The sequence below is a fragment of the Oribacterium sp. HCP28S3_H8 genome, assembly GCF_052064775.1.
Classification (GTDB): domain Bacteria; phylum Bacillota; class Clostridia; order Lachnospirales; family Lachnospiraceae; genus Oribacterium.
The window spans coordinates 324,417-345,618 of record NZ_JBQHUZ010000003.1 but is presented as its reverse complement, the minus strand read 5'-3'; the positions used below and the strand labels follow the sequence as shown (position 1 = coordinate 345,618).

At 43.8% G+C, this 21,202-nt stretch carries 21 protein-coding genes; 19 read left to right on the top strand and 2 right to left on the bottom strand.

Annotation, left to right across the window (positions count from 1 at the left end; translation table 11 throughout):
- The coding region (locus ACTNEN_RS05690) for a transposase (RefSeq protein WP_441205075.1) at positions 1-474 on the bottom strand (474 nt) is incomplete at its 3' end.
- Between the two features lie 135 nt (positions 475-609).
- On the opposite strand from ACTNEN_RS05690, the gene ACTNEN_RS05685 reads away from it, so the two are divergent.
- The 5 genes from ACTNEN_RS05685 (at position 610) to ACTNEN_RS05665 (ending at position 4,137) form a co-directional block, all read left to right on the top strand.
- Entirely contained in the window at positions 610-1,335 is a 726-nt protein-coding gene (locus ACTNEN_RS05685) for a MerR family transcriptional regulator (RefSeq protein WP_441205074.1), read from the top strand.
- Entirely contained in the window at positions 1,332-2,159 is an 828-nt protein-coding gene (locus ACTNEN_RS05680; RefSeq protein ID WP_441205073.1) for a YhfC family intramembrane metalloprotease, read from the top strand. Before ACTNEN_RS05685 ends, ACTNEN_RS05680 begins: the two co-directional genes overlap by 4 nt.
- A gap of 160 nt (positions 2,160-2,319) precedes the next feature.
- Positions 2,320-3,039 carry an ABC transporter ATP-binding protein gene (locus ACTNEN_RS05675; protein ID WP_441205072.1) on the top strand — a complete coding sequence of 240 codons (720 nt, stop codon included), beginning with the start codon at positions 2,320-2,322 and terminating at the stop codon, positions 3,037-3,039.
- Positions 3,036-3,689 (top strand): ABC-2 transporter permease, encoded by a 654-nt coding sequence (locus tag ACTNEN_RS05670; protein ID WP_441205071.1) that lies wholly within the window; start codon positions 3,036-3,038, stop codon positions 3,687-3,689. The genes ACTNEN_RS05675 and ACTNEN_RS05670 overlap by 4 nt, the downstream gene beginning before the upstream one ends.
- A 13-nt stretch (positions 3,690-3,702) precedes the next feature.
- Positions 3,703-4,137 (top strand): helix-turn-helix domain-containing protein, encoded by a 435-nt coding sequence (locus ACTNEN_RS05665; protein WP_441205070.1) that lies wholly within the window; start codon positions 3,703-3,705, stop codon positions 4,135-4,137.
- Between the two features lie 92 nt (positions 4,138-4,229).
- Here ACTNEN_RS05665 and ACTNEN_RS05660 read toward each other — a convergent pair whose 3' ends face one another.
- Positions 4,230-4,424 (bottom strand): DUF1349 domain-containing protein, encoded by a 195-nt coding sequence (locus ACTNEN_RS05660; RefSeq protein ID WP_441205087.1) that lies wholly within the window; start codon positions 4,422-4,424, stop codon positions 4,230-4,232.
- Between the two features lie 48 nt (positions 4,425-4,472).
- Here ACTNEN_RS05660 and ACTNEN_RS05655 point away from each other — a divergent pair, with 48 nt between their 5' ends.
- The 14 genes from ACTNEN_RS05655 to pglZ all read left to right on the top strand — a co-directional run bounded on the left by ACTNEN_RS05655 (position 4,473) and on the right by pglZ (position 21,197).
- Positions 4,473-4,721: a hypothetical protein gene (locus ACTNEN_RS05655; RefSeq protein WP_441205069.1), complete on the top strand. Its 249-nt coding sequence runs from the start codon at positions 4,473-4,475 to the stop codon at positions 4,719-4,721.
- A 70-nt stretch (positions 4,722-4,791) separates the two neighbouring features.
- Entirely contained in the window at positions 4,792-5,283 is a 492-nt protein-coding gene (locus ACTNEN_RS05650) for a DUF6935 domain-containing protein (protein ID WP_441205068.1), read from the top strand.
- A 198-nt stretch (positions 5,284-5,481) separates the two neighbouring features.
- Positions 5,482-6,249, top strand: a complete 768-nt coding sequence (locus ACTNEN_RS05645; RefSeq protein WP_441205067.1) for a hypothetical protein — start codon at positions 5,482-5,484, stop codon at positions 6,247-6,249.
- A gap of 583 nt (positions 6,250-6,832) precedes the next feature.
- On the top strand, positions 6,833-7,225 hold the full coding sequence (locus tag ACTNEN_RS05640) for a hypothetical protein (RefSeq protein WP_441205066.1): 393 nt from the start codon (positions 6,833-6,835) through the stop codon (positions 7,223-7,225).
- Positions 7,226-7,369: 144 nt separating this feature from the next.
- Positions 7,370-7,549: a SymE family type I addiction module toxin gene (locus tag ACTNEN_RS05635; protein ID WP_441205065.1), complete on the top strand. Its 180-nt coding sequence runs from the start codon at positions 7,370-7,372 to the stop codon at positions 7,547-7,549.
- Between the two features lie 439 nt (positions 7,550-7,988).
- Positions 7,989-8,243 carry a helix-turn-helix domain-containing protein gene (locus ACTNEN_RS05630; RefSeq protein ID WP_441205064.1) on the top strand — a complete coding sequence of 85 codons (255 nt, stop codon included), beginning with the start codon at positions 7,989-7,991 and terminating at the stop codon, positions 8,241-8,243.
- The gene (locus ACTNEN_RS05625; RefSeq protein WP_441205063.1) at positions 8,240-8,842 is read left to right on the top strand and encodes a DUF1819 family protein; all 603 of its coding nucleotides are present in this window, start codon (positions 8,240-8,242) and stop codon (positions 8,840-8,842) included. Before ACTNEN_RS05630 ends, ACTNEN_RS05625 begins: the two co-directional genes overlap by 4 nt.
- 1 nt (position 8,843) lies before the next feature.
- A complete protein-coding gene (locus ACTNEN_RS05620) occupies positions 8,844-9,473 on the top strand; it encodes a DUF1788 domain-containing protein (protein WP_441205062.1) in 630 nt (209 codons plus the stop codon).
- Between the two features lie 13 nt (positions 9,474-9,486).
- On the top strand, positions 9,487-13,110 hold the full coding sequence (brxC, locus tag ACTNEN_RS05615) for a BREX system P-loop protein BrxC (protein WP_441205061.1): 3,624 nt from the start codon (positions 9,487-9,489) through the stop codon (positions 13,108-13,110).
- An 11-nt stretch (positions 13,111-13,121) separates the two neighbouring features.
- Positions 13,122-13,724 (top strand): DUF6338 family protein, encoded by a 603-nt coding sequence (locus ACTNEN_RS05610; protein WP_441205060.1) that lies wholly within the window; start codon positions 13,122-13,124, stop codon positions 13,722-13,724.
- Complete coding sequence (locus ACTNEN_RS05605) at positions 13,725-13,880, top strand: hypothetical protein (protein ID WP_441205059.1); 156 nt, start codon at positions 13,725-13,727, stop codon at positions 13,878-13,880. It begins immediately after the preceding gene.
- A gap of 22 nt (positions 13,881-13,902) precedes the next feature.
- Entirely contained in the window at positions 13,903-17,631 is a 3,729-nt protein-coding gene (gene pglX / locus ACTNEN_RS05600; RefSeq protein ID WP_441205058.1) for a BREX-1 system adenine-specific DNA-methyltransferase PglX, read from the top strand.
- Between the two features lie 3 nt (positions 17,632-17,634).
- Positions 17,635-18,666, top strand: coding sequence for a Fic family protein (locus tag ACTNEN_RS05595; protein ID WP_441205057.1), 1,032 nt, complete (start codon positions 17,635-17,637; stop codon positions 18,664-18,666).
- Between the two features lie 5 nt (positions 18,667-18,671).
- On the top strand, positions 18,672-21,197 hold the full coding sequence (gene pglZ / locus ACTNEN_RS05590; protein WP_441205056.1) for a BREX-1 system phosphatase PglZ type A: 2,526 nt from the start codon (positions 18,672-18,674) through the stop codon (positions 21,195-21,197).
- Positions 21,198-21,202: the final 5 nt, after the last annotated feature.

Sequence of the window (21,202 nt, the reverse complement as noted above, 5' to 3'; positions counted from 1 at the left end):
AATGTATGGGTATTCTTCGGTGATAGGACGATTACGCCACTTATCGATGTTCTCATACGCCTTTTTATTAAGGTTACTGATAGTTCCTGGGGATACCTTGGTACCCCAGAGCGCTTCTGTAATATCTTCAACACGGCGTACGGAGACACCGGCAAGATACATTTCAATAAGAGCTTCTTCAACAGAAGTCTCACGGCGACGATACCTCTCGATTATAGCAGTTTCAAAGGCTACGCCTTTGAGCTTTGGCATCTTGAGATTTACATCACCAGCTGTAGTGGTGAAATTTCGATCATAGTGGCCTGCTCTATAGCCTTTACGATCTTCTTCACGAGCATAGCGATCAGCATTTACAAGCTTATCCGCTTCTGCATCCAGCATAGCATTCAGAGTTTCCTCGACGCTAGTTTTGACCAGATCCTTTAATTCGGTATGGATTAGATCCTGGTTTAACTGTATAATGTTCTCAGACATGACAAATACCTCCGGTTAGTTTTTTGTTTGAGCACTTAAAATTTTACCCAAAGGTACTAGTCATGTCTATTTTTTTATTCGGTTTTAAAAGAATTTGCGCAATTAATTATACGTTATCAAAAGGAGGCGAAGGCTATGTCAAAATACTCGACAGGAGAGATTGCAAAGCTCTGTAGCGTCACTGTCCGGACGGTCCAGTACTATGATACAAGAGGGATCCTGATTCCCAGCGAACTATCCGAAGGCGGGAGACGGCTCTACTCGGAAGACGATCTGAAGCGCATGAAGATTATCTGCTTTCTGCGTGAATTGGATCTTCCCATCGGCGCGATTGCTCAGATCCTGAAGGAAGAGCATCCTGAAAAGGTGATCTCCCTGCTGATAGAACAGCAGGAGAAGGCTCTTTCAGATGAAATCATTGACAAAGAGGAAAAGCTTCTGAAGCTCCGTGAGCTGAAAAACGGACTGAAAGGCAAAACAGAATTCTCCCTCGAAACGATCGGTGACATAGCCGCCATTATGGAAGGCAAGAAAAGACTGAAGAAACTGCATCTGATGATGCTCCTGACCGGGCTCCCGGTCACGGCGCTGCAGTGTTTTTCCATCATCTTCTGGATCGTCAAAGGCATCTGGTGGCCGTTCATTATCTGGCTCCTGGTGGCGATCCCCTGGGGGATCCTGATCAGCCGATACTATTTCGCACATGTGAAATACATCTGTCCGGAATGCCATGAGGTATTTAAACCCACACTGAAGGAAGCCTTCTGGGCAAATCATACCCCCACAGCCCGAAAGCTTACCTGCACTTCCTGCGGTCACAAGGGCTTCTGTGTGGAAGTCTGGGGAGGTGATGGCGAATGAGCGTATTTGAGAATATTGTCATCGGTAAAAGCGCCGTTCCGTCTCTTGCCATCACCGTTATTCTGATGATCGCGATCCCCGTATGCTTTTTCATCTGCTGGCGCAAGAAGCATAAAGAACAGACAAAGATTAGCTGGCTTATTGCCGGTGCTGCCGGTTTTGTCATTTCTGCCCGGATTCTGGAAGTGGGCGTACACTATTTCTGCATCGTGGCAGACAATCCTGTTTCGCGCTTCATTAACGGAAACACAGCCGCCTTCGTCCTTTATGGGATCACGATGGCAGGGATTTTCGAAGAATGCGGACGGCTTATCATTCTGAAATACATTCTGAAAAAGGACCGTACCCGTGAAAATGCGGTGATATACGGAATCGGCCACGGTGGGATCGAGATCCTGACGGTCCTTCTGCCTGCTATGATCCTCTATCTTGCCATCGCAGTAATGTTTCTTCAGGGAGATACGGAGACCGCGCTTAAGACCCTGAATATTACGGAAGAGACCGCAGCCGCAGCGCTTCCTTCCGTACAGGCAGCTGCTGCGTTTGACTACGCCATGATGGCCATGAACGTCATGGAGCGGCTGCTGGCGATGTTAATACATATCGGACTTACGGTCATCGTATATTACGGTGTTGTCAATGCAAAGAAGTTCTGCTTGCCCGCGGCCATTCTGCTGCATATGCTGGCAGATACCTTTCCGGCGCTGTATCAGAGAGGCATTCTGCCTCTGTGTGCAGTTGAAATGTGGGCTGCCTTCTGGACACTGATGATTATGCATATTGCGGTTAAACTATACAAAAGAATGTCGGAAATTGTTCATTAGCAATTCAAACACTTCATGCAGGCAGGGAAACAGGGTGATTGCAGACGGCTAATGCAACCAGATGTAATAAAATACGTGATAAATTGTCATGTACGGTTAGTGGAAACCGACGCAATCAGACTTTACAATATTCATGAAAGTCATATTTCTGGAGGACCACATGGATATTGTAGAAGTAAAGAATATCTGTAAGACCTATCAGGCTTTTCAGATGAAAGACGTGTCCTTCTCGCTGGAAGAAGGCAGGATCACTGGATTCATCGGGCGAAACGGTGCCGGGAAAACCACCACGATCAAAGCCATGCTGAATCTGATCCATACTGACAGCGGTAAGATCTTTTACTTTGGGATGCCGCTTGCCGGAAATGAAGCAAAGATCAAGCAGCGGATCGGGTATTCCACCGGAGCAGTCAGCTGGTTTCCGAGAAAGACGATAAAGAAAATCGTCAGCACTACTAAATCCTTTTATTCAAACTGGGATGAGGATGCTTATCACCACTATATGGTGATGTTTGGTCTGGATGAAGGAAAGAAGCCCATGGAGCTTTCAGAGGGAATGAAGGTGAAGTTCAATCTTCTTCTGGCGCTTTCCCACCGGGCAAAGGTGCTGATTTTAGATGAGCCGACCAGCGGGCTGGACCCATTTTCCCGGGATGAGCTCATGGAAGTGTTTCAGATATTGAAAGAACATGGGGTGACGATCTTCTTTTCAACACATATCATCTCAGATCTGGAACGGTGTGCAGATAATATCATTTATATCAGCAATGGTGAGATAAAAGCGGACTGCTCCATGATGGAGTTCATGCAGAGGAATGTCCGGCATGAGGAGACCCTGGAAGAGAGTATTCTGAGGCTGGAGAGGGAGGCGAGGTCATGAGTGCTTTATTACGGAAGGAAATACGGCTCTCTTCGTTACCGCTGACCTGGCTGTTCATCAGTTTTGGCGTCATGACACTGATCCCAGGCTATCCGATCCTCTGCAGCGTATTTTTCATCACGCTGGGGATTTATCAAAGCTTCCAGAGTGCCAGAGAAGCAAACGATATCCTGTATTCGGCACTATTGCCGGTGGCAAAGAATGATGTAGTCAAGGGAAAATATCAGTTTGTTATGATGGTCGAGCTCTGCGGGTTCGCTCTTATGACTGTTCTTACCATGCTACGAATGACGGTCCTTAAGGATTCATCCATTTACAGGCAGAATGCGCTGATGAACGCTAATCTGTTTTACCTGGGCGCAGCCCTGTTTATTTTCGGATTATTCAACGCAATCTTTGTGAGCGGTTTTTTCAGGACAGCCTATAAGCTTGGGAAGCCCTTTGTCATATATATCATTGCCGCATTTCTGATGATCGGATTCTTTGAAGCGCTGCATCATTTCCCGGGACTTGCGGCTGTTAATGCTTTCGGCTTTGACCATATCATTTTACAGATATCACTGCTTCTTGGCGGAGTCCTGTTTTATGCGGGAATAACATATCTGTCATATCAAAAGGCCTGCGCGGATTTTGAGAAGATCGATCTGTAGTAAGGAGGAATGCATGCTGAAAGACAATCTTGTGATGCTTCGAAATCTCCATGGGTTTTCACAGGAAGCAATCGCTGAAAAAATAGGGATCTCCAGACAGGCGTATGCTAAGTGGGAAACCGGTGCGACGGTCCCTGATATTGAAAAGTGTTTATCACTGGCAGAAGTATACGGAACGACCATTGACAGCCTGGTCAGGACGGAATCCGTGGAAGGAGTGGGGATCATTCCACCCGCTCCCAGAGGAAAAAATATCTGGGGTTCTGTTGCCGTGGGCGAAAGGGGTCAGATCGTCATCCCGAAAGGGGCAAGAGATCTGTTTGGACTGACGGGAGGACAGCGCATGGTCGTTCTCAGTGACGAAAATGGAATTGCCCTGATTCCGGAGGAGGTGTTCATGTCGAATATGAGAAACGCAATGGAGCGAAGTCTTGAAAAGCAGGATTAAGGAAGGTTGATACGAATAATTAAAAATGAACTCCCTTTTTACAAAAGTGTTTCTACATGCACAAACTTGAAGTTATTTATACGGTAATACTTCTAATCTGGTTGCTGACCGTCATGAGCCTTCCATGCACAGTCTGTGATTTCCATATTTGTAAAGGTTGCCAAAAAAGATGAATCCTCAGCACTGCACGCATAAATACCGAAACTAATCTCCTTTGGAACATTGAACATATGACATATCCTCATTTGTTTATTGTAAAAAACAGGGGTAAGATAAAATATACATATAGTATGTGTATGAGTTGTGTGCAGTCGTGAAAAAGAGGGGAACAGTTTTTGGTTTTGGGAATATTGCTTGTGACGGGAATAATCTTAGCAATACCGGCTCTTTCAGACAAAAATGCGGTTCGGCTTATGATTTCTGAAAAGTTTATTGCACTGTTTCTGATGATTGACTGCTTTGAAAGCGACGGTACAGGAGCAGATGTTATGACTGGATTTGTGATGCTTGCTGCGGCTGTAATTATATATATCTTTGTGAACGGGCTTTTAAAAACGATTGGATTTTGTGTGAGAAATAAATAATTAAGTAGAGGTTTCATGTTGGTTGCTTATGAAGTCGGCTTTTTGAAGCTGATTTCGGGAAGGAGTTGTTATGAAAAGAGTAACGGTAACCATGGATAAACTGCCAAAGAGCGTGCTGGAGCTGAAAAGTGAAGCAGAGAAGATGCACTCACCGGAAGGAACAGCGATTCTTACCATTGCAGCATTCTGCCTGTATCCGGAAAATCGTGATGAGTCGCTTGCAATGCTCGATTATTTAAGAGGTCCGAGACCGTTAAGTATCGCGGAGAAGCAATTCATCCGGGATCGATTTATGGATAAGGACTATGTGCCGCGCTCTTATTTTAAGGGCGCAACTCCGGACAATGACTACACGCCGGATCTTCCATATGAACTGGACGTGATTGATCAGGAGCTGCCAGAAGAGGACGGGTATGAGACGCGCTACTTAAGAAGTGGAGGAGCGGATTCACCTCGCCCGATTAAGTTCAGAAATAAACCATCTACAGGGGAGTGGTTTTTATGGGAACAGCTGTTGCTTGCAGGAATCAGGGAGCCGGCAAGTAAGGATCCGTGGAGGTAACGGGAAGCTGACAAGTAAGTTTCTACGGAGGTGACGGGGGAAGATTGTGAGTCGCGTATGCGTAATATATTAAAAATTGTTTTATGCTTCGGGGCTGTAATTCTTGCCTTTTTTGCAGTTCTGATTGGTGTAACAGTCTATCAGAACAGTAGTTTAAAAGAACGAATAGACAACAGCAAAAAAGTTAAGGAGAGCAAGATGACAAAATTTGAATATTCGGTTGGCGGTGGAATGCGCGGAGAATCGAGCACTGTCACCGTCAGTGTTGCGGATGAGAACTCCTGCATGATTACGGAGACTGATAAGGAGTATTATGCTGCAAGGAAGGTTGTGCACGAATACCGGACGGAAGAGGATCTGCTTGGGGAAATCGAGGACATTTTCCGCGAAAATAAAATGCAGAAATGGAGCGAAAAGGACCTGAGGGGTATTTTTGTAGCAGATGGAGCATCTGAGAGTTATCGCTTTTCTTTTACAGATACTGATGTATATTTTTCTTCGCAGCATTATCCAAAAAAATATAGCGAAAAGCTGGCTAAGATTCATGAGATGATTGAATCAAGAAAGAAGGAGGCAGAACAGCTTCCTGCACTGAAGCTTCCAGTGGGTGAGTCAGAGGATCAGGTGAGCCCGTCAGCGGAAATTTATCCGACGGATGGATATTTAGGGCTTTATCTTGAATCTTACGAGCAGAATGAATTACATTTTGTGATTCGAAACGGGCGTAAAGAGGCGTTTCCAGGAATTGGCGAGAATGGCTTGAATGCGAGTGTTTCTGAGGTGAAGATCATCGATTTGCGAAGTCAGGAGGAGCTGCCGCTTCTGTCTCCACGTTACGGATATGGTGGAGCCTGTGCCGGGGAGAATATTGGAGAAGGCTATGTGACGCCGGAAAGCTGGTTGGAACCTGGACATTACGAGTTACGAGTGGAGAATCTTGCCTGTGAATTTGAAATCGTGAAGTGAGTGTTTAAGAAAGAGTGAAAGTATGGTACCTGTCAATGTAATTGTGGCGTTTGTCATTGTCGGGCTGTTTTGTATTTTGAGGCCGGCAGGGCTTTTAATCTTCTGGCACAAAAAGATGAAAACGACTGTGGTAAATGCCCTGATTGGATCATGCAGGAATCGATATCGGAACCGTGCTTCTTGCAAGGGCGTTGCCGATTCCTGTTTTTGAGGTGCTGTTACTCTTTGCTGTTCTGGGTCTGGCATATGTGGTTTCTGTTCGATACAGATCTGAAGGAAAAAGTGTTTTTGAGTCATACTTGCAGATTTGTTTCTTTCGTGTTACTGAAATAAAGCTTTATGTTTTATTTAGTGCAAAAGACATCACTGACCGGGCATGTAAAGTCTGGTCAGTTTTTTTAATTTATGCTAACAGCTGAGTGAAAGCTGATTTGCCTGTTTATCCTGAAAGGATTTCGTTCTTTTATATCAACAATGGTGAGATAAAAGCGGACTGTTCCATGATAGAGTTCATGCAGAGGAATGGCCGGCATGAGGAGACCCTGGAAGAGAGTATTCTGAGGCTGGAGAGGGAGGCGAGGTCATGAGTGCTTTATTGCGGAAGGAAATACGGCTCTCCTCGTTGCCGCTGACCTGGCTGTTCATCAGCTTTAGCGCTATGACACTGATCCCGGGCTATCCGATCCTCTGCAGCGTATTTTTCATCACGCTGGGGATTTATCAAAGCTTCCAGAGTGCCAGGGAAGCAAACGATATCCTGTATTCGTCACTATTGCCGGTGGCAAAGAATGATGTAGTCAAGGGAAAATTGTTAGCGCCAGGAGAAAATGGCCATTTTCACCTGGCCCAAAATGGCCATTTTCTCCTGGCGCTAACACTGTATTGGTTTCTTGGTCAATATTTCCTGTTTCGATACCAGTACTCTTGCAGTAAAATGATGGTCTTACGAAAAAACAGTTGCTTCTGCTCTGGATAAGCATTACCTTAATGACAACAGATCATATCGGCATAACAACCATTTCTTCAAAGTGCCAGGGAGTGTCTTTCAGACACACCGGATTCCATTTTTTCAATAATTATATAAAAGTAGCGCTTTTTATTATGCGCGGATTGGAGGACTATGGAGCAGAGAAACACTCGTAAGTTGTCAGTTTATGAAAGCAGCGGGTATCACTACAAGAGCACACCATCAATCGTTCTGAAAGGGCAGTGGCTTGAGCAGTATGGCTTTTTCATTGGAACAAAAGTTGATGTACAGTGTTCAGAAGGAAAACTGATAATCAAGCCTCGAGAAGAATGAGTAGGATATTAATTTACCTTAATAATTGAGCAACAATTCCATTGGCATATGATGGCTGTTAATGATGCTGTCATATGCCTTTTTTCTTGTTGTTTATTGTTTTTGCATTTAGCGTTCATTAGAACGCGCAGCCATTTCCTAGGAAATGTTCAAGGGGATTGGGGCGATTCCCCAACGAGCGAATTTAGTCTTTGTATATACAAAGACACTGCTCGCACAGTAACTCAGATCTTGGAAAGGTAGTCTCTGGTGGCGTAAAACATCGGCTTCAGCCTTAAATTCAATTATGGTGATTCAGAATTTAATTGTTGGGATTCAAAATTTGCAAATACCAATTTTATGATTGTAGAAGCCCATTATCGATGTTATACTGGTAATATCGTTTCAATGTGCAGACAATTGCTGACAAAATGCGTGAATTTATGATGGAGAGAAGACCATGGCTGTAAGCTATAACAAACTCTGGAAGATGTTAATTGATAAGGGCATGAAGCGTACAGAACTTCGCGATGCTGTCGATATGAGCACGAACTCATTGGCAAAGCTGGGTAAGAATGACTATATCTCACTGGAGATTCTGGACAGGATTTGCACGTATCTGCAGTGTGATATCGGTGACATTATGGAGTTTGTTCCTCCGAAGAAGGATGATACTTCTAATACGCCTTCCGGTCGGAATGAGGTGCATCAATGAAGGATCTGACATATAGTGCCGGTGGTGTTAAGCATGCCTTCTGGTTCCCGGAATTTCGCAAAGAGATCAGTATGCTTGCGGAAGGAAAGACAACGGAAGAAATCAAAAAGCTTTGCCTTGAAGACAATCTGTTTGGCGCGTCAACAACTGCCAGGGCAAAAATGGTTTACCTGACTGTCACAGCCAGAATCATGGAACTGGATAAGAGCATCTATCCGATTTTCCAATCCGCGGATCTTGCAACGCAAAAGCTGATTAATTTGACTGCAGTAATGGCGCATGATCGTCTTTTCTTTGAATTTGTATATGAAGTGGTTAAGGAAAAAATTCTGATCGGTGCAGAAGATTTATCAGACAGCGATTACCGGATCTTTTTCCGGAACAAGCAAGTGCAGGATGAGAAGGTTGCAGCCTGGACGGATCAGACCATTCATCGCCTGACCGGAACCTATAAGAGTTATCTTCTTGAAGCAGGCATAACAGATGATGGGAAGCCGGCGAGAAAAATACTAAGACCGATTCTTGATCCTATCTTCGAGGGTTGGCTTCGTGAACATGACATGCGCATGGTGATAAATGCGCTGACGGGGGTTCGGTAAAATGACAGATAATATAACATCCCACGACTATTACAGGAAACGGCGAAGCCTCACGGAACGCTTTGCAGAGATGGATGAAAAAATTAAAAGCCCATCATTCCGGAAAGCATCCGGCAAAGCAAATGAAGTGAATTATTGGGTGTTCGATTACCCGCCAGAGCAGGAAATGGAAGTGCGAAGTCACATCAAGTGGCTCCAAAATCGAAACAGCAAAGGACTCGATGACTACGAGCTTGTTGTCTATGACCTCTACGATCTGATCATTGATGAACTGAAGGCGAAGGGCTTTCTTGAAAAAACAGAGAAGCTGGAAGAACGAGGTGGCATCCATAGGGTCGTCACAGCTGTTCAGAGAACGCTCCGCATCACAGACAAGGACAATTATCTGGTGCAGTACATTTCCGATCATACACCGGATAATGCTGTTGTACTGCTTTGCGGAATCGGTAAATGCTATCCGATTCTGGAGGCACCGGAGGTTTTCAATAAGGTGCTTTACAACATGCCGCAGAAATTTACATCGACACCAGTGATCCTGTTTTATCCCGGCACCTACACGGAACAGGAGCTGGTCGTATTTAATGAAGTCGTCGAGGACAGTTATTATCGTGCTTTCCGCATAGCACGTTAAGAGGGGAGAAACCATGGAAATCAAGGATATGTTTGTCAAACCGATTGATCGTGACCTGCAGGGGGTTATCAAAGTCGGTGACATTGAGAATGAAAATGTCCGTCAGGAACTTGAAGAATATGTTGTGACGAAAGAGCTGCAGAAACATTTTGCGGATTTCTTCGCTGCGTACAAAAAAGGAATTCTCGGAACAACACCAAAAATGGGCGTTTGGATTTCCGGTTTCTTTGGAAGTGGTAAATCTCATCTGTTAAAGATCCTCTCCTACATACTGGAGAATAAAGAAGTTGGCGGAAAGAAAGCTATCGATTACTTCATTGATGATCATAAGATTGAAGATCCGATTGTGCTTGCCGACATGAAACTGGCAGCGGAGACACCGACGGATGTGGTTCTTTTCAATATTGATTCCAAGAGTGATTCGAACGGAAAGAAGGACAAGGATGCGATTGTCAATGTCTTCCTGAAGGTCTTTAACGAGATGCAAGGATTCTGCGGTGCCATTCCGTATCTTGCGGATCTGGAACGGAAGCTTTCCGATGACGGACGTTACGATGAATTCCGGCAGAAGTTTGAGGAAGAGTATGGCTCGCCGTGGGAGGAATCCCGGAGTGATTTTGACTATGTGCAGGATGATATTGTCACTGTCCTTGCAGATATGAATTATATGTCCGAGGATGCCAGCAGAAACTGGTGTGAAAAAGCGATCCAGCCATATAGGATTTCCATCGAAGAATTTGCAGACCGGGTAAAGAAATACATCGATCGCAAGGGTAACAACCACCATGTTGCGTTCCTTGTAGATGAAGTAGGACAGTATATTGGCGATGACCGGAACCTCATGTTGAATCTGCAGACAGTGACAGAAGACCTTGGAACTGCATGCAATGGCAAGGCATGGGTCATCGTGACATCCCAGCAGGATATTGATTCTGTCATCAAGGTAAAGGGAAATGATTTTTCCAAGATTCAGGGACGTTTTGATACAAGACTTTCTTTATCTTCTGCAAATGTAGACGCCGTTATCAAGAAGAGAATTCTGGAGAAAACAGACACAGCCGGACAGACACTCCGTCTTCTTTATGGTCAGAAGGAAACGACGATCAAGAACAAGATTGTGTTTACGGATTCTGTGGAACGTAAGCTGTATGCAGGACCAGACGATTTCTCTGAAGTTTATCCTTTCATTCCGTATCAGTTCAATCTGCTCGCTTCCGTACTGACCGCAATCCGGACCCACGGCGCTTCCGGAAAGCATCTTTCCGAAGGCGAGCGTTCCATGCTGGCCATGTTCAAGGAATCCGCTGTCGCCTATATGCATGAGAAAGAAGGAACGATCATTCCGTTTTATGCATTCTATACACCGATGGAGAACTTCCTGGATCACAGCCATCGTGGCGTCATTATCAAGGCCTACGAGAATGACTACATCAATCCGGATCATAAAAATGGCGACGTTTTTGCCATCAATGTCCTGAAGACACTGTTCCTGATCAAATATGTGCAGGATATCACCTCTAATATTGACAACATCACGACTCTCATGATGACTGATATTGATGAAGACCGCATTACCCTAAAGGGCAAAGTAGAAGATGCCCTGAAAGTTCTGATGCGTCAGATGCTGGTACAGAAAAACGGGGATTCCTATGTCTTTCTGACGGATGAAGAGCAGGAAGTCAACCTCTGGATTGAGAGGGAGGATGTTGATAATGCCGATGTCATCAACAAGGTGTCGGAACTGATTTTTGAAGACATCTACACCGAAAAGAAATACCGGTATCCGAAGTTCAATGGCCGGTATACATTCAGCTTTAACCAGAGTGTTGATGACCGCCCGTATAAATCCAGTCAGTCTAATGATATTGGTGTACACATCCTGACGCCCGCATCTGAGATTACGGATGAATTGACGAAACGAATGATGTCCGGACAGGGCCATGAGGTTCTTGTTGTGCTGCCAAATGACCGAAGCTTTATGGACGAAGTGCAGACGTATCTTAAGATTGAAAAGTTCCTGCGTCGAAATACAAGCTCTTCCATGATGCAGTATGAGACGATCAAAGAAGCAAAGCGTCTCGAGATGCGGGAGCGGTTTGCCAATGCGAAGCTGTTCCTGACGGAGAATCTGAAAGAAGCAGAGATCTATGTTAATGGAGATCGGGCAGATATCAAATCAAAGGACGTTACATCGAGAATCAATGAAGGACTGCAGCGTCTGGTAGAGACGGTTTATAACAAACTGTCCTATATTGATGCGCCGCTTGGCGACAGTGACATTCCGAAACTCTTTGCCAGCAGTAACCAGTTCTCACTGAAGATTGATGATGCGCAGGAAGCCAATCATCTGGCGTCACAGGATGTGCTTGCTTACATAGACAATAATACGCAGATGCATATGAAGACTTCTATGAAGTCCGTCAAGGACCGTTTCATGAAGGCTCCGTATGGATTTATCGAGGAAGACGTGGATTATCTGGTGGCACGTCTGTTTAAGCGCGGTGATATTGCTTTTACTGTGAATGGAGCAGCCGTCAGCCTTCTCAATAAGTCTAAGGAAGAGATCATCAATTACATCACAAAAAAGCAGTTCGTAGAAAAGCTGATGATAGAGCGTAAGACGCACCGCACGGATCGTGAGATCAAAGCCTGCAAAAATCTGCTGAAAGAGTTGTTCTCATTGACACCGACCAATGACGATGAAGATGCGATGATGCAGCTGTTTATCAGGGCGTCACAGTCAACATTAACGGATCTGAAAGAGCTGTCTGTCCGGTATGAGAATGCACCTTATCCGGGGAAGGACACAGTTTCTTCCGGAACCAAGCTGCTCACTTCCATTACAAATGCGGAATCTACGGAGGAATTCTATAAGCTTCTGACAAACTGGCAGGACTCACTTCTGGACTTTGCAGAGGATTATGAGCCGATTCGTGAATTCTTTAAAGGGGAGCAGAAGCAGATCTTCGATGAAGCATTGAGACTGATGAAGATCTATGACGATAGTAAGACCTACATTGTTAATGAAGAACTAGAAAATACGGTTGCAAAGATCCGGGATATATTGCGTGAAAAGCAGCCGTATCGGGATATTCCAAAGCTTCCGGAACTGCTGGATCATTTCAGAACGATCTATGGCGGAATCCTTGATGAGCAGGAGAAACCGGTTATGAGCGCCATTAACGATTCCTACCAGCGCGTAATGGATGTGCTTGATACCAAGTCATATGTGGCTGAGAAGAAAGAAGCATATGGTATTCAGTTCAAGGAATTATTCGATGGTGTAGAGCGTTGCAACAACGTGTTTGTTCTTCGCAGCTATGCTGATCGGGCGGATGCTCTAAAGATCCGTCTTTTGAATGAGATGGACGCAAAGGACAAACAGATCGCAGAGAAGGAAGCGGCAGAAGCAAAAAGAAAAGCGGAAGAAGAGGCAAAAAAGAATGGCCAGCAAGTGACACCAGTTGTCGTAACGCCTCATATAAAAACAACGAAGAATGTTCCGATCAAGTCGGTTACGGGAACCTCTTCCTGGCGCTTGGAATCACAGGAAGATATTGAGAAATATATCAATGCGCTCAAGAAGAAACTGACGGCAGAACTGAAAGACGATACGATCATTAATATTGAGTTTTAAGAGCCGAAAATATGATAAGTAATCCAGAAACAATCATATATACTTTTTTGTTTTTAGTTCCGGGTTATGTGATTTCCGAAATCATATCAAGTTTCTTACCTGAAAAAGAAATTGATACTCTCAGAAAGACATTACAATGCCTCATGTACAGTGTGATCAATATAAGTTTGTGGTATTGGTTATTCAGATTGATCGCTAATCACTTATCGTCGGATACTTCAGTTTTCTGGCTTGCAATGGTCTTGGCGTACATTGTAACGAGCATTATAACGGGTGTCTGCTTGGGAATTGTTAGGCTGAAAAACTTTCCTAGACGGTTGCTTAGCATATTTAAAGTTAATGTCCAACATCCCGCGCCTACGGCCTGGGATTATAGATTTAGTAAAGATGAATGCTGTTGGGTTGAAGTAATTCTTAATAACGGCGATACGATCAAAGGCTATTTCGGAAGTGATTCATTGGCTTCTTCACAAGAGAATTATCATGATCTATATCTTGAAAAACTTTATGTGATGGGAAGTGAAACTTGGAAATTAGTAGATCGTACAGCAGGAGTATGGATTAATCCATCTGAAATAAGGTATATCAAGTTTTATAAAACAGAGGAAAAATGAATGGAATATTCAGATAAGAATCAAGATCTTAATAGAAGAGGTTACCAACCTTCTGGAAAGCCCAATGTGGGCAAGCCAGGCAATAGTTATCAACCATCATCGGAACATAAAGATCCAGGGACACCACCAAAAACATCATCCGGTAAAGATGGCTGATTAAGGAAAAGAAGAGAAAACCATGAATAAGTCTGAGATTAAAAACTTTGCTATTTGGGCAAGAAATAAATTGATTGCAGACAGTGTCTATAAGGCGAGTCTGCTTGGTATTACAGAAAATGGAATACAGAATCCGCTTCCGCAGTCTACGTCAGATGCACAGCTCTTTGATATTGGCATGAAGGAACCCTATGCCATTACCAGGCAAGAAATCGATCAGAGAAGGAAGCTTGTCGCAGCAATCAAGAATAAACAGCGTGATCTGAAATATAAGGATGCTTTCCAGAATGTAATGGAAGAGGCTGCCTATACCTGGTTTAACCGTCTTATTGCGATCCGGTTCATGGAAGTCAATGATTACATGCCGTCCCACATCAGAGTGCTGTCTTCTGAAAATCCGGGAAAGACAGAACCGGATCTTGTGACGACACCATTTGATTCTGATCTTCAATTTAAAGATGAAGAGAAGCAGCAGATCATCGATCTTAAAAATGAAAACAAGACCGATGATGTTTTCCGCATGCTGTTTATCAAGCAGTGCAATGCTTTGAATAAGCCGCTTCCGATGCTTTTTGAAAAGATTTCTGACTACACAGAGCTTCTTCTCAATATCTCCATTACCGATCGCGATGGTATTGTCTGGCATCTGGTTCATGATATTCCGGAAAATAACTTCGATGTGAATGCTGTGGATGAAGACGGTAACCCGATGGGACAGGTAGAGATCATTGGCTGGCTATACCAGTATTACAACACGGAACCGAAGGACAAGGTTTTCGCCAACCTGAAAAAGAATATAAAGATCACCAAGGAAACGATTCCGGCAGCGACACAGCTTTTTACACCTGACTGGATTGTTCGCTATATGGTGGAAAACAGTTTGGGAAGACTTTGGATTGAAGGACATCCGAATGACGATCTGAAAGCTGGATGGAAATATTATCTGGATGAAGCGGAACAGAAAGAAGATGTCCAGAAACAGTTGGATCAGATTTATGCGGAACATGCCAAGTTAAAGCCGGAAGAAATCACTTGTATGGATCCTTGCAGCGGCAGCGGCCATATTCTTGTCTATATGTTTGAAGTGCTGATGCAGATCTATCAGAGTCAGGGATATTCTGCCCGTGAGGCAGCGGTAAGCATTGTTGAACATAATATCTATGGCCTTGATATCGACAAACGTGCTGCACAGCTGGCTTATTTTGCAGTGATGATGAAGGCTAGACAGTATGATAGAAGATTTCTGACTAGAGGAATACAGCCAAATGTTTATGCGATCTGCGAAAGCAATGAGATTAGTGAAGAGTGTCTGGAATATTTTACTAATGGAAACGATAGTATTAATCGAGAGATACATGCATTAGTAACAGAAGTGAAAGATATTTGCGAATATGGATCGATCCAGCAGGTGACACCATTTGATTTTGACAAGTTTGCAATAAGGTATGAAGAAACTCAAAACGAAATTAGCTTCTACAGACAAGAAGTAGAGGATTATCTATATCCGTTAATAGTCGTATCAAATTTACTATCAAGAAAATATTCAGTTGTGGTTACAAATCCGCCATATATGGGTTCAGCTAGTATGAGCCCAAAACTTTTTGAATACGTAAAGCAAAAATATCCAAATAGCAAAAATGATTTATTTGCTGTTTTTATTGAACGATGTCTGAAAATGACGGAGGATGACTCGTATCAAGCAATGATCACACAACACGCTTGGATGTTTTTAACAAGTTTTGAAAAGCTAAGAAAACATATTTTGCAATATAACATTGTCAATATGATACATCTTGGAGCAAGAGCATTTGAAGAAATTAGCGGAGAAGTAGTGCAAACAACCAGCTTCGTTATTAGAAAATCAACTAATACTAACTGCTACAATGGAATGTATTGCAGATTAACTGAGTATTTCTCTCAATCAGCTAAAGAAGAGTCATTTCTATCCCAAAAAAACAGATATGAATTTTCTCAAAATAAGTATAGCGATATTCCAGGAAACCAAATTGCTTATTGGATAAGCGATAATTTTATTAAGCTTTTTTCCAATAAAACCGTAAAAGATTATGGCTTTGCTGGGATAGGAATGAGAACGGGTAATAATGAGCGTTTTCTTCGCCATTGGTTTGAAGTAAGAGTCGATAACACCTTGTTCCATTGTAAAACAGCTAAACAACAAATAGAATCAAAAACCCGATGGATACCATATAATAAAGGCGGAAACTATAGAAAATGGTATGGAAATAATGATTATACGGTTAATTGGTTCAACAATGGAGAAGAGATAAAAAATAATACTAAAAAGGTATACCCTCAGCTCGGGGATAATTTGGAATGGAAAATTAGTAACCAAAAATATTATTTTTTGAAGGGTATTACATGGTCAGGTGTAACTATGGGGCCATTTGGATGCCGCTGCTACGAAGAAGGTTTTATCTTCGATTCTGGAGCCAATGGTTTGTTTACTGTTACCGATGAGAATAGGTATTATTTGGCTGGATGCTTAAATAGTAAAGTTGTGGGTGAGATTTTAAAAATACTGAACCCAACAATTAATACAGGATCTGGAACTATTAATCAGATTCCTACAATTATGAATAATGATAGAAAAGCCGAAATTGTCAACTGTGTAAAAATGGCAATTGGGCTTTCGAAAAGCGATTGGGATTCTTTTGAAACATCATGGGATTTTAAACGCCATCCTTTATGTCCGTCAGCTAGCGCTTTACAGTCTCAGCTCCATTCTCAATTTGCGACAGATCGTATGTCGAAATTCGATCGAATCTCTTGGCATTACGATAACTGGAAACGTGAATGTGATAACCGCTTTAAACAGCTGAAGGCAAATGAAGAAGAACTTAATCGTATCTTTATCGATATCTATGGCCTTCAGGATGAGCTTACTCCAGAAGAAGATGATAAGGATGTAACGGTCAAATTAGCTGATCTCAACAGGGATATTAGATCGTTTATCTCCTATGCGGTCGGCTGCATGTTCGGCCGTTACTCTCTTGATGTGGACGGTCTCGTATACGCTGGCGGGGACTGGGATGATTCAAAGTATAAGACTTTCCTGCCTGATGCGGATAACGTAATACCAATTACTGACGAAGAATACCTCGACGATGATATCGTTGGCCGCTTTGTTCAGTTCGTAAAGGTCGTTTATGGAGAGAAGACTCTGGAAGAAAATCTGACCTTTATTGCGGACGCACTGGGCGGTAAGGGAAAGTCAAGTCGTGAGGTGATCCGGAATTATTTCCTCAAAGATTTCTTCAAGGATCATTGCAAGACATATCAGAAGAGGCCAATTTACTGGCTCTATGACAGCGGCAAGCAGAACGGTTTCAAGGCATTGGTATATCTGCATCGTATGGATGAGAACACAACCGGGAAAGTCCGCGCGGATTATCTGCATCGTATGGAGCAGATCTACGGCAATGAAGTTATCCGCATGCAGGACGTAATTGACCATGATAAATCTGCGCACCAGGTATCCCTTGCTGAAAAGCGCATGGACAAACTAAAAAAGCAGATCAAAGAGTGCCAGGATTATGATGCAAAGCTTGGTCATCTGGCACTGGATCAGATAAAGCTGAATCTGGATGATGGTGTGAAAGTAAACTACCGGAAGACGCAGACCGGACGAGATGGCAAGTTCTATGAAGTTCTTTCGGATTCAAAGAACATCATGGCAAATGATGCCCTGTGGAAAGAGTATCTGACAGAATGGCCGCATGAGGAGGAATAACAGATGAGTGATGAGTATGTTCCTCCATTTCAAATAACAGAAGAGATCACAAATCTGACCATTGAAATCGGTCAGTATGTCGGTTCGATTACTGCATTTGAAGAATTGCATCCGAATCCGGTACTTCGAAGGGAGAACCGGATCCGTTCCATTCATTCATCGCTTGCTATTGAGCAGAATACACTGACACTCGATCAGGTGACGGACGTTGTTGACGGAAAAAGAGTTCTCGGTCCGCCGCAGGATATTCGGGAAGTGAAGAATGCCTATGAGGTTTATGACATTGTGGCTTCCTTTGATCCCTATAGTGTGAAGGATCTTCTGCGTGCGCATAAGATTATGATGGATGGACTTGTCAAAGAGGCAGGCATGTTCCGCTCTGGTAGTGTCGGCGTATATGCTGGGAAACAGCTGATTCATGCCGGGACACCGGCCAATTATGTTCCGGAGCTGATCGGTCAGCTTTTCTCATGGCTTAAGAAATCAAAGGTTCATCCGTTGATCAAGAGCTGCGTGTTTCACTTTGAGTTTGAGTTTATTCATCCATTCGCGGATGGAAATGGCAGAACAGGAAGACTCTGGCAGTCATTGATTCTGCAGAAATGGCAGCCGATCTTTGCCTGGCTGCCGATTGAAACACTGGTTCATGAGAATCAGGAAGAATATTATAAGGCGCTTCAGCTTGCAGACAATGCTGGAGAGTCTACCGTTTTTGTTGAATTCATGCTGCGGATGATTCGGGATGCTCTCAAGGAGCTTTCCGAGACACAGAATGAGAGAAAGCCGTCAAATTCTGATGATGTCGTAACAAATGTCGCAGAAAATGTCGTAGTAAATGCCGCAACAAATGAGGAGAAAGTCCTGGCTCTTTTGAAACAGGATGGCAAAATGACTGCAAAAACCATTGGCAGTACATTAGGAATTACTCTGCGTCAGGCGCAGCGTATTATTGCCAAATTGAAAACAGAAGGTAGAGTGATCCGCCATGGGGCCAGTAAAAATGGTTTCTGGGAAGTTGTTGAAAAGGATATGTGATAGTTATGGCAGAGTTGAATCTGAAACAGATTGAGGACCGACTGAATGAGGAGTTTGCTGCAGGATCGGCAGAGAATCGTAAGCTTGTCTTCTGGTATGACGACAAGGGTGAGTTTGCAGAGGACATTGATTCTCTGAAGCTTTCGTCTGCGCAGATTCTGCATCTGTCGGAGAAGAATCAGTTCAAGACAAAACACTTTCTTGAGCAGGAAGACCAGACGACGAATTATCTGGTGTATGCACCTTTCCCAAAGCCGGATGTTCATGAAAATCACCTGGAGGATGTTCTTCTCTATTCAAAGAGATTCTACGCAGATCGGGCCTCTCTTCTGGTGGCTGATCTTGGTATTGCAGAGTCTCTGAAACCACTTCTGGAGAAGCATATCAGTTTCTTTGCCAATAAAGAACGTACAAAGAAGTTCTATGACCTTGGCATCAGTACCTATGATGAGAAAAGCATTCTGCTTGGCATGATGTGCGCTCTTTCTGGAGTCCGGACCTGTTCTTTTGAAGAGGTGCTCCAGGTGATATTAACCGGAAAGGATCTGGATCACAATAAAGTTCTGGATGAGATTGCCCATTATGACTTGCTCAATGATTTCTGGAAAATGTGCAGTGAACAGTTTGGCTGTTCCGTGCAGGATCCAGCACTCAGTAAGCTCGTCATTTCGTTATTTGTTACCTGTGCAGCGCATGAAATTGATGAAGAGATTCCGGACAACTGGAAACCATTTGCCATGAGCAAGACCGGCAATGTCATCGCCTTTCTGGACAGCATGATGAACAGTGTCGTTTATCAGGATGACTTCGACCGATTTTCAGCATTTGTCAGTGCCCAGCTGCATATAGCAGATGTACTGAAAAATTTCCCGCCGGAAAGTCTTGTGGAATGTGGATGCTTCCCGGATATTGATACGATCCTGATCCATTGGTTGACGGAAAGACTGCTTGCCGAGGACATAGGTGCACAGCTGGGATCTTATGACATTCCAGGCTTGTGTGATTTTCGCAGTAAGACGCATTTTGGCAGGCCAAGGCAGAATGCGTATGAAATGCTATCCAGTGCGTTTCGGATTGAATCTTTCCTTCGGGAGAAATTACCGAACGGATTTAAGAATACAGTCAAAGCATACCAGGATAAGCTGTATCAGGTGGATACGGATTACCGTGCATTCTACTACTGTCTGGATCAGCTTCCGGAATCCGGTAACTTTGAGAAGCTTCGTGTCCTGATTGAAAATATCTATACCAATGAATATCTGGGAAAACTGCTGCCCAAGTGGAATGCCGGGATTATGGAAAAGGATGCATTGACGGTTCTTCCTCTGCAGCGAAATTTCTACAACAAATACGTGTCCGGCAGTCAGGATCGTGTGGTTGTCATTATTTCGGATGCGATGCGGTATGAGGTTGGACGGGAGCTGTTTAATCAGCTTAAGGACAATCCGCGCAGTAATGTGACAATTGAGCCGATGCTCAGTACATTGCCTTCTTATACAAGACTTGGCATGTCAGCGCTGCTTCCGCATCGGAATCTTACAATCTCAATGGATGGGAAGGAAATGGTCGATGGGGAATACTGCATCGACCTTGCTTCCCGGGAGAAGAAGCTGCAGGCAAGACAGCCGCTTTCCAGAGCCGTGCAGTTTGATGCGATCAAAAACATGAATACAAAAGCACTCCGTGAGATCTTCACCGGTCAACAAGTAATCTATGTCTATCATGATCAGATCGATGTGCGTGGCGAACATACGGAGGATGAGGTATTCCAGGCCTGCAAGGAAGCAGTGGAGGAGATCCTCGCCTTTATTGAAAAGATTCATAATGGCGTCAATACGCATCACTTTATCGTGACGGCAGATCATGGCTTTATCTATAAGCGGGATAAGGTGCAGGAATCCGACAAGATCGGAAATGTCAGCCATAATGAGATCGTAAAGCGCCGCTATATCATTTCCCAAGACGGCATAGAGGAGGATGGTGTCTGCAATTTGAGTCTGGGATATCTGCTTGGCAGCGACGATAAGAGGATTGTTTCGTTCCCTGTTGGCACGAGTGTATTCAAAACACAGGGAAGCGGCGGTCAGAACTATGTACATGGCGGCTCTTCACCGCAGGAGATGCTGGTTCCGGTCGTAGACATTCACATGGAACGCGGCAAGGCAGAGACAAGAACAGCACAGATTGTTCTTGTCAGCATTATCAGTAAGATCACCAGTCTGATTACGACAATGGATTTTATCCAGTCAGAACCGGTCAGCGATGTGGTGAAACCGACGACGTATCAGATTAGTTTCATCGATCAGGATGGCAATCTGATCTCCAATGAGAATACATATGTGGCGGACAGCAGGGAAGAGGATTCGGCAAAGAGGATCTTCCGTCTGCGGTTTACATTCAGGAATCAGGGATATGACAAGGACAAGTCCTATTATCTGATTGCCAAGGACGTAAGCACAGGAATAGAAGTGTTCCGTCATCAGGTCATCATGGATCTTCCGTTTGCTGGAGATTTCGGATTTAACCTGTAGTTTTT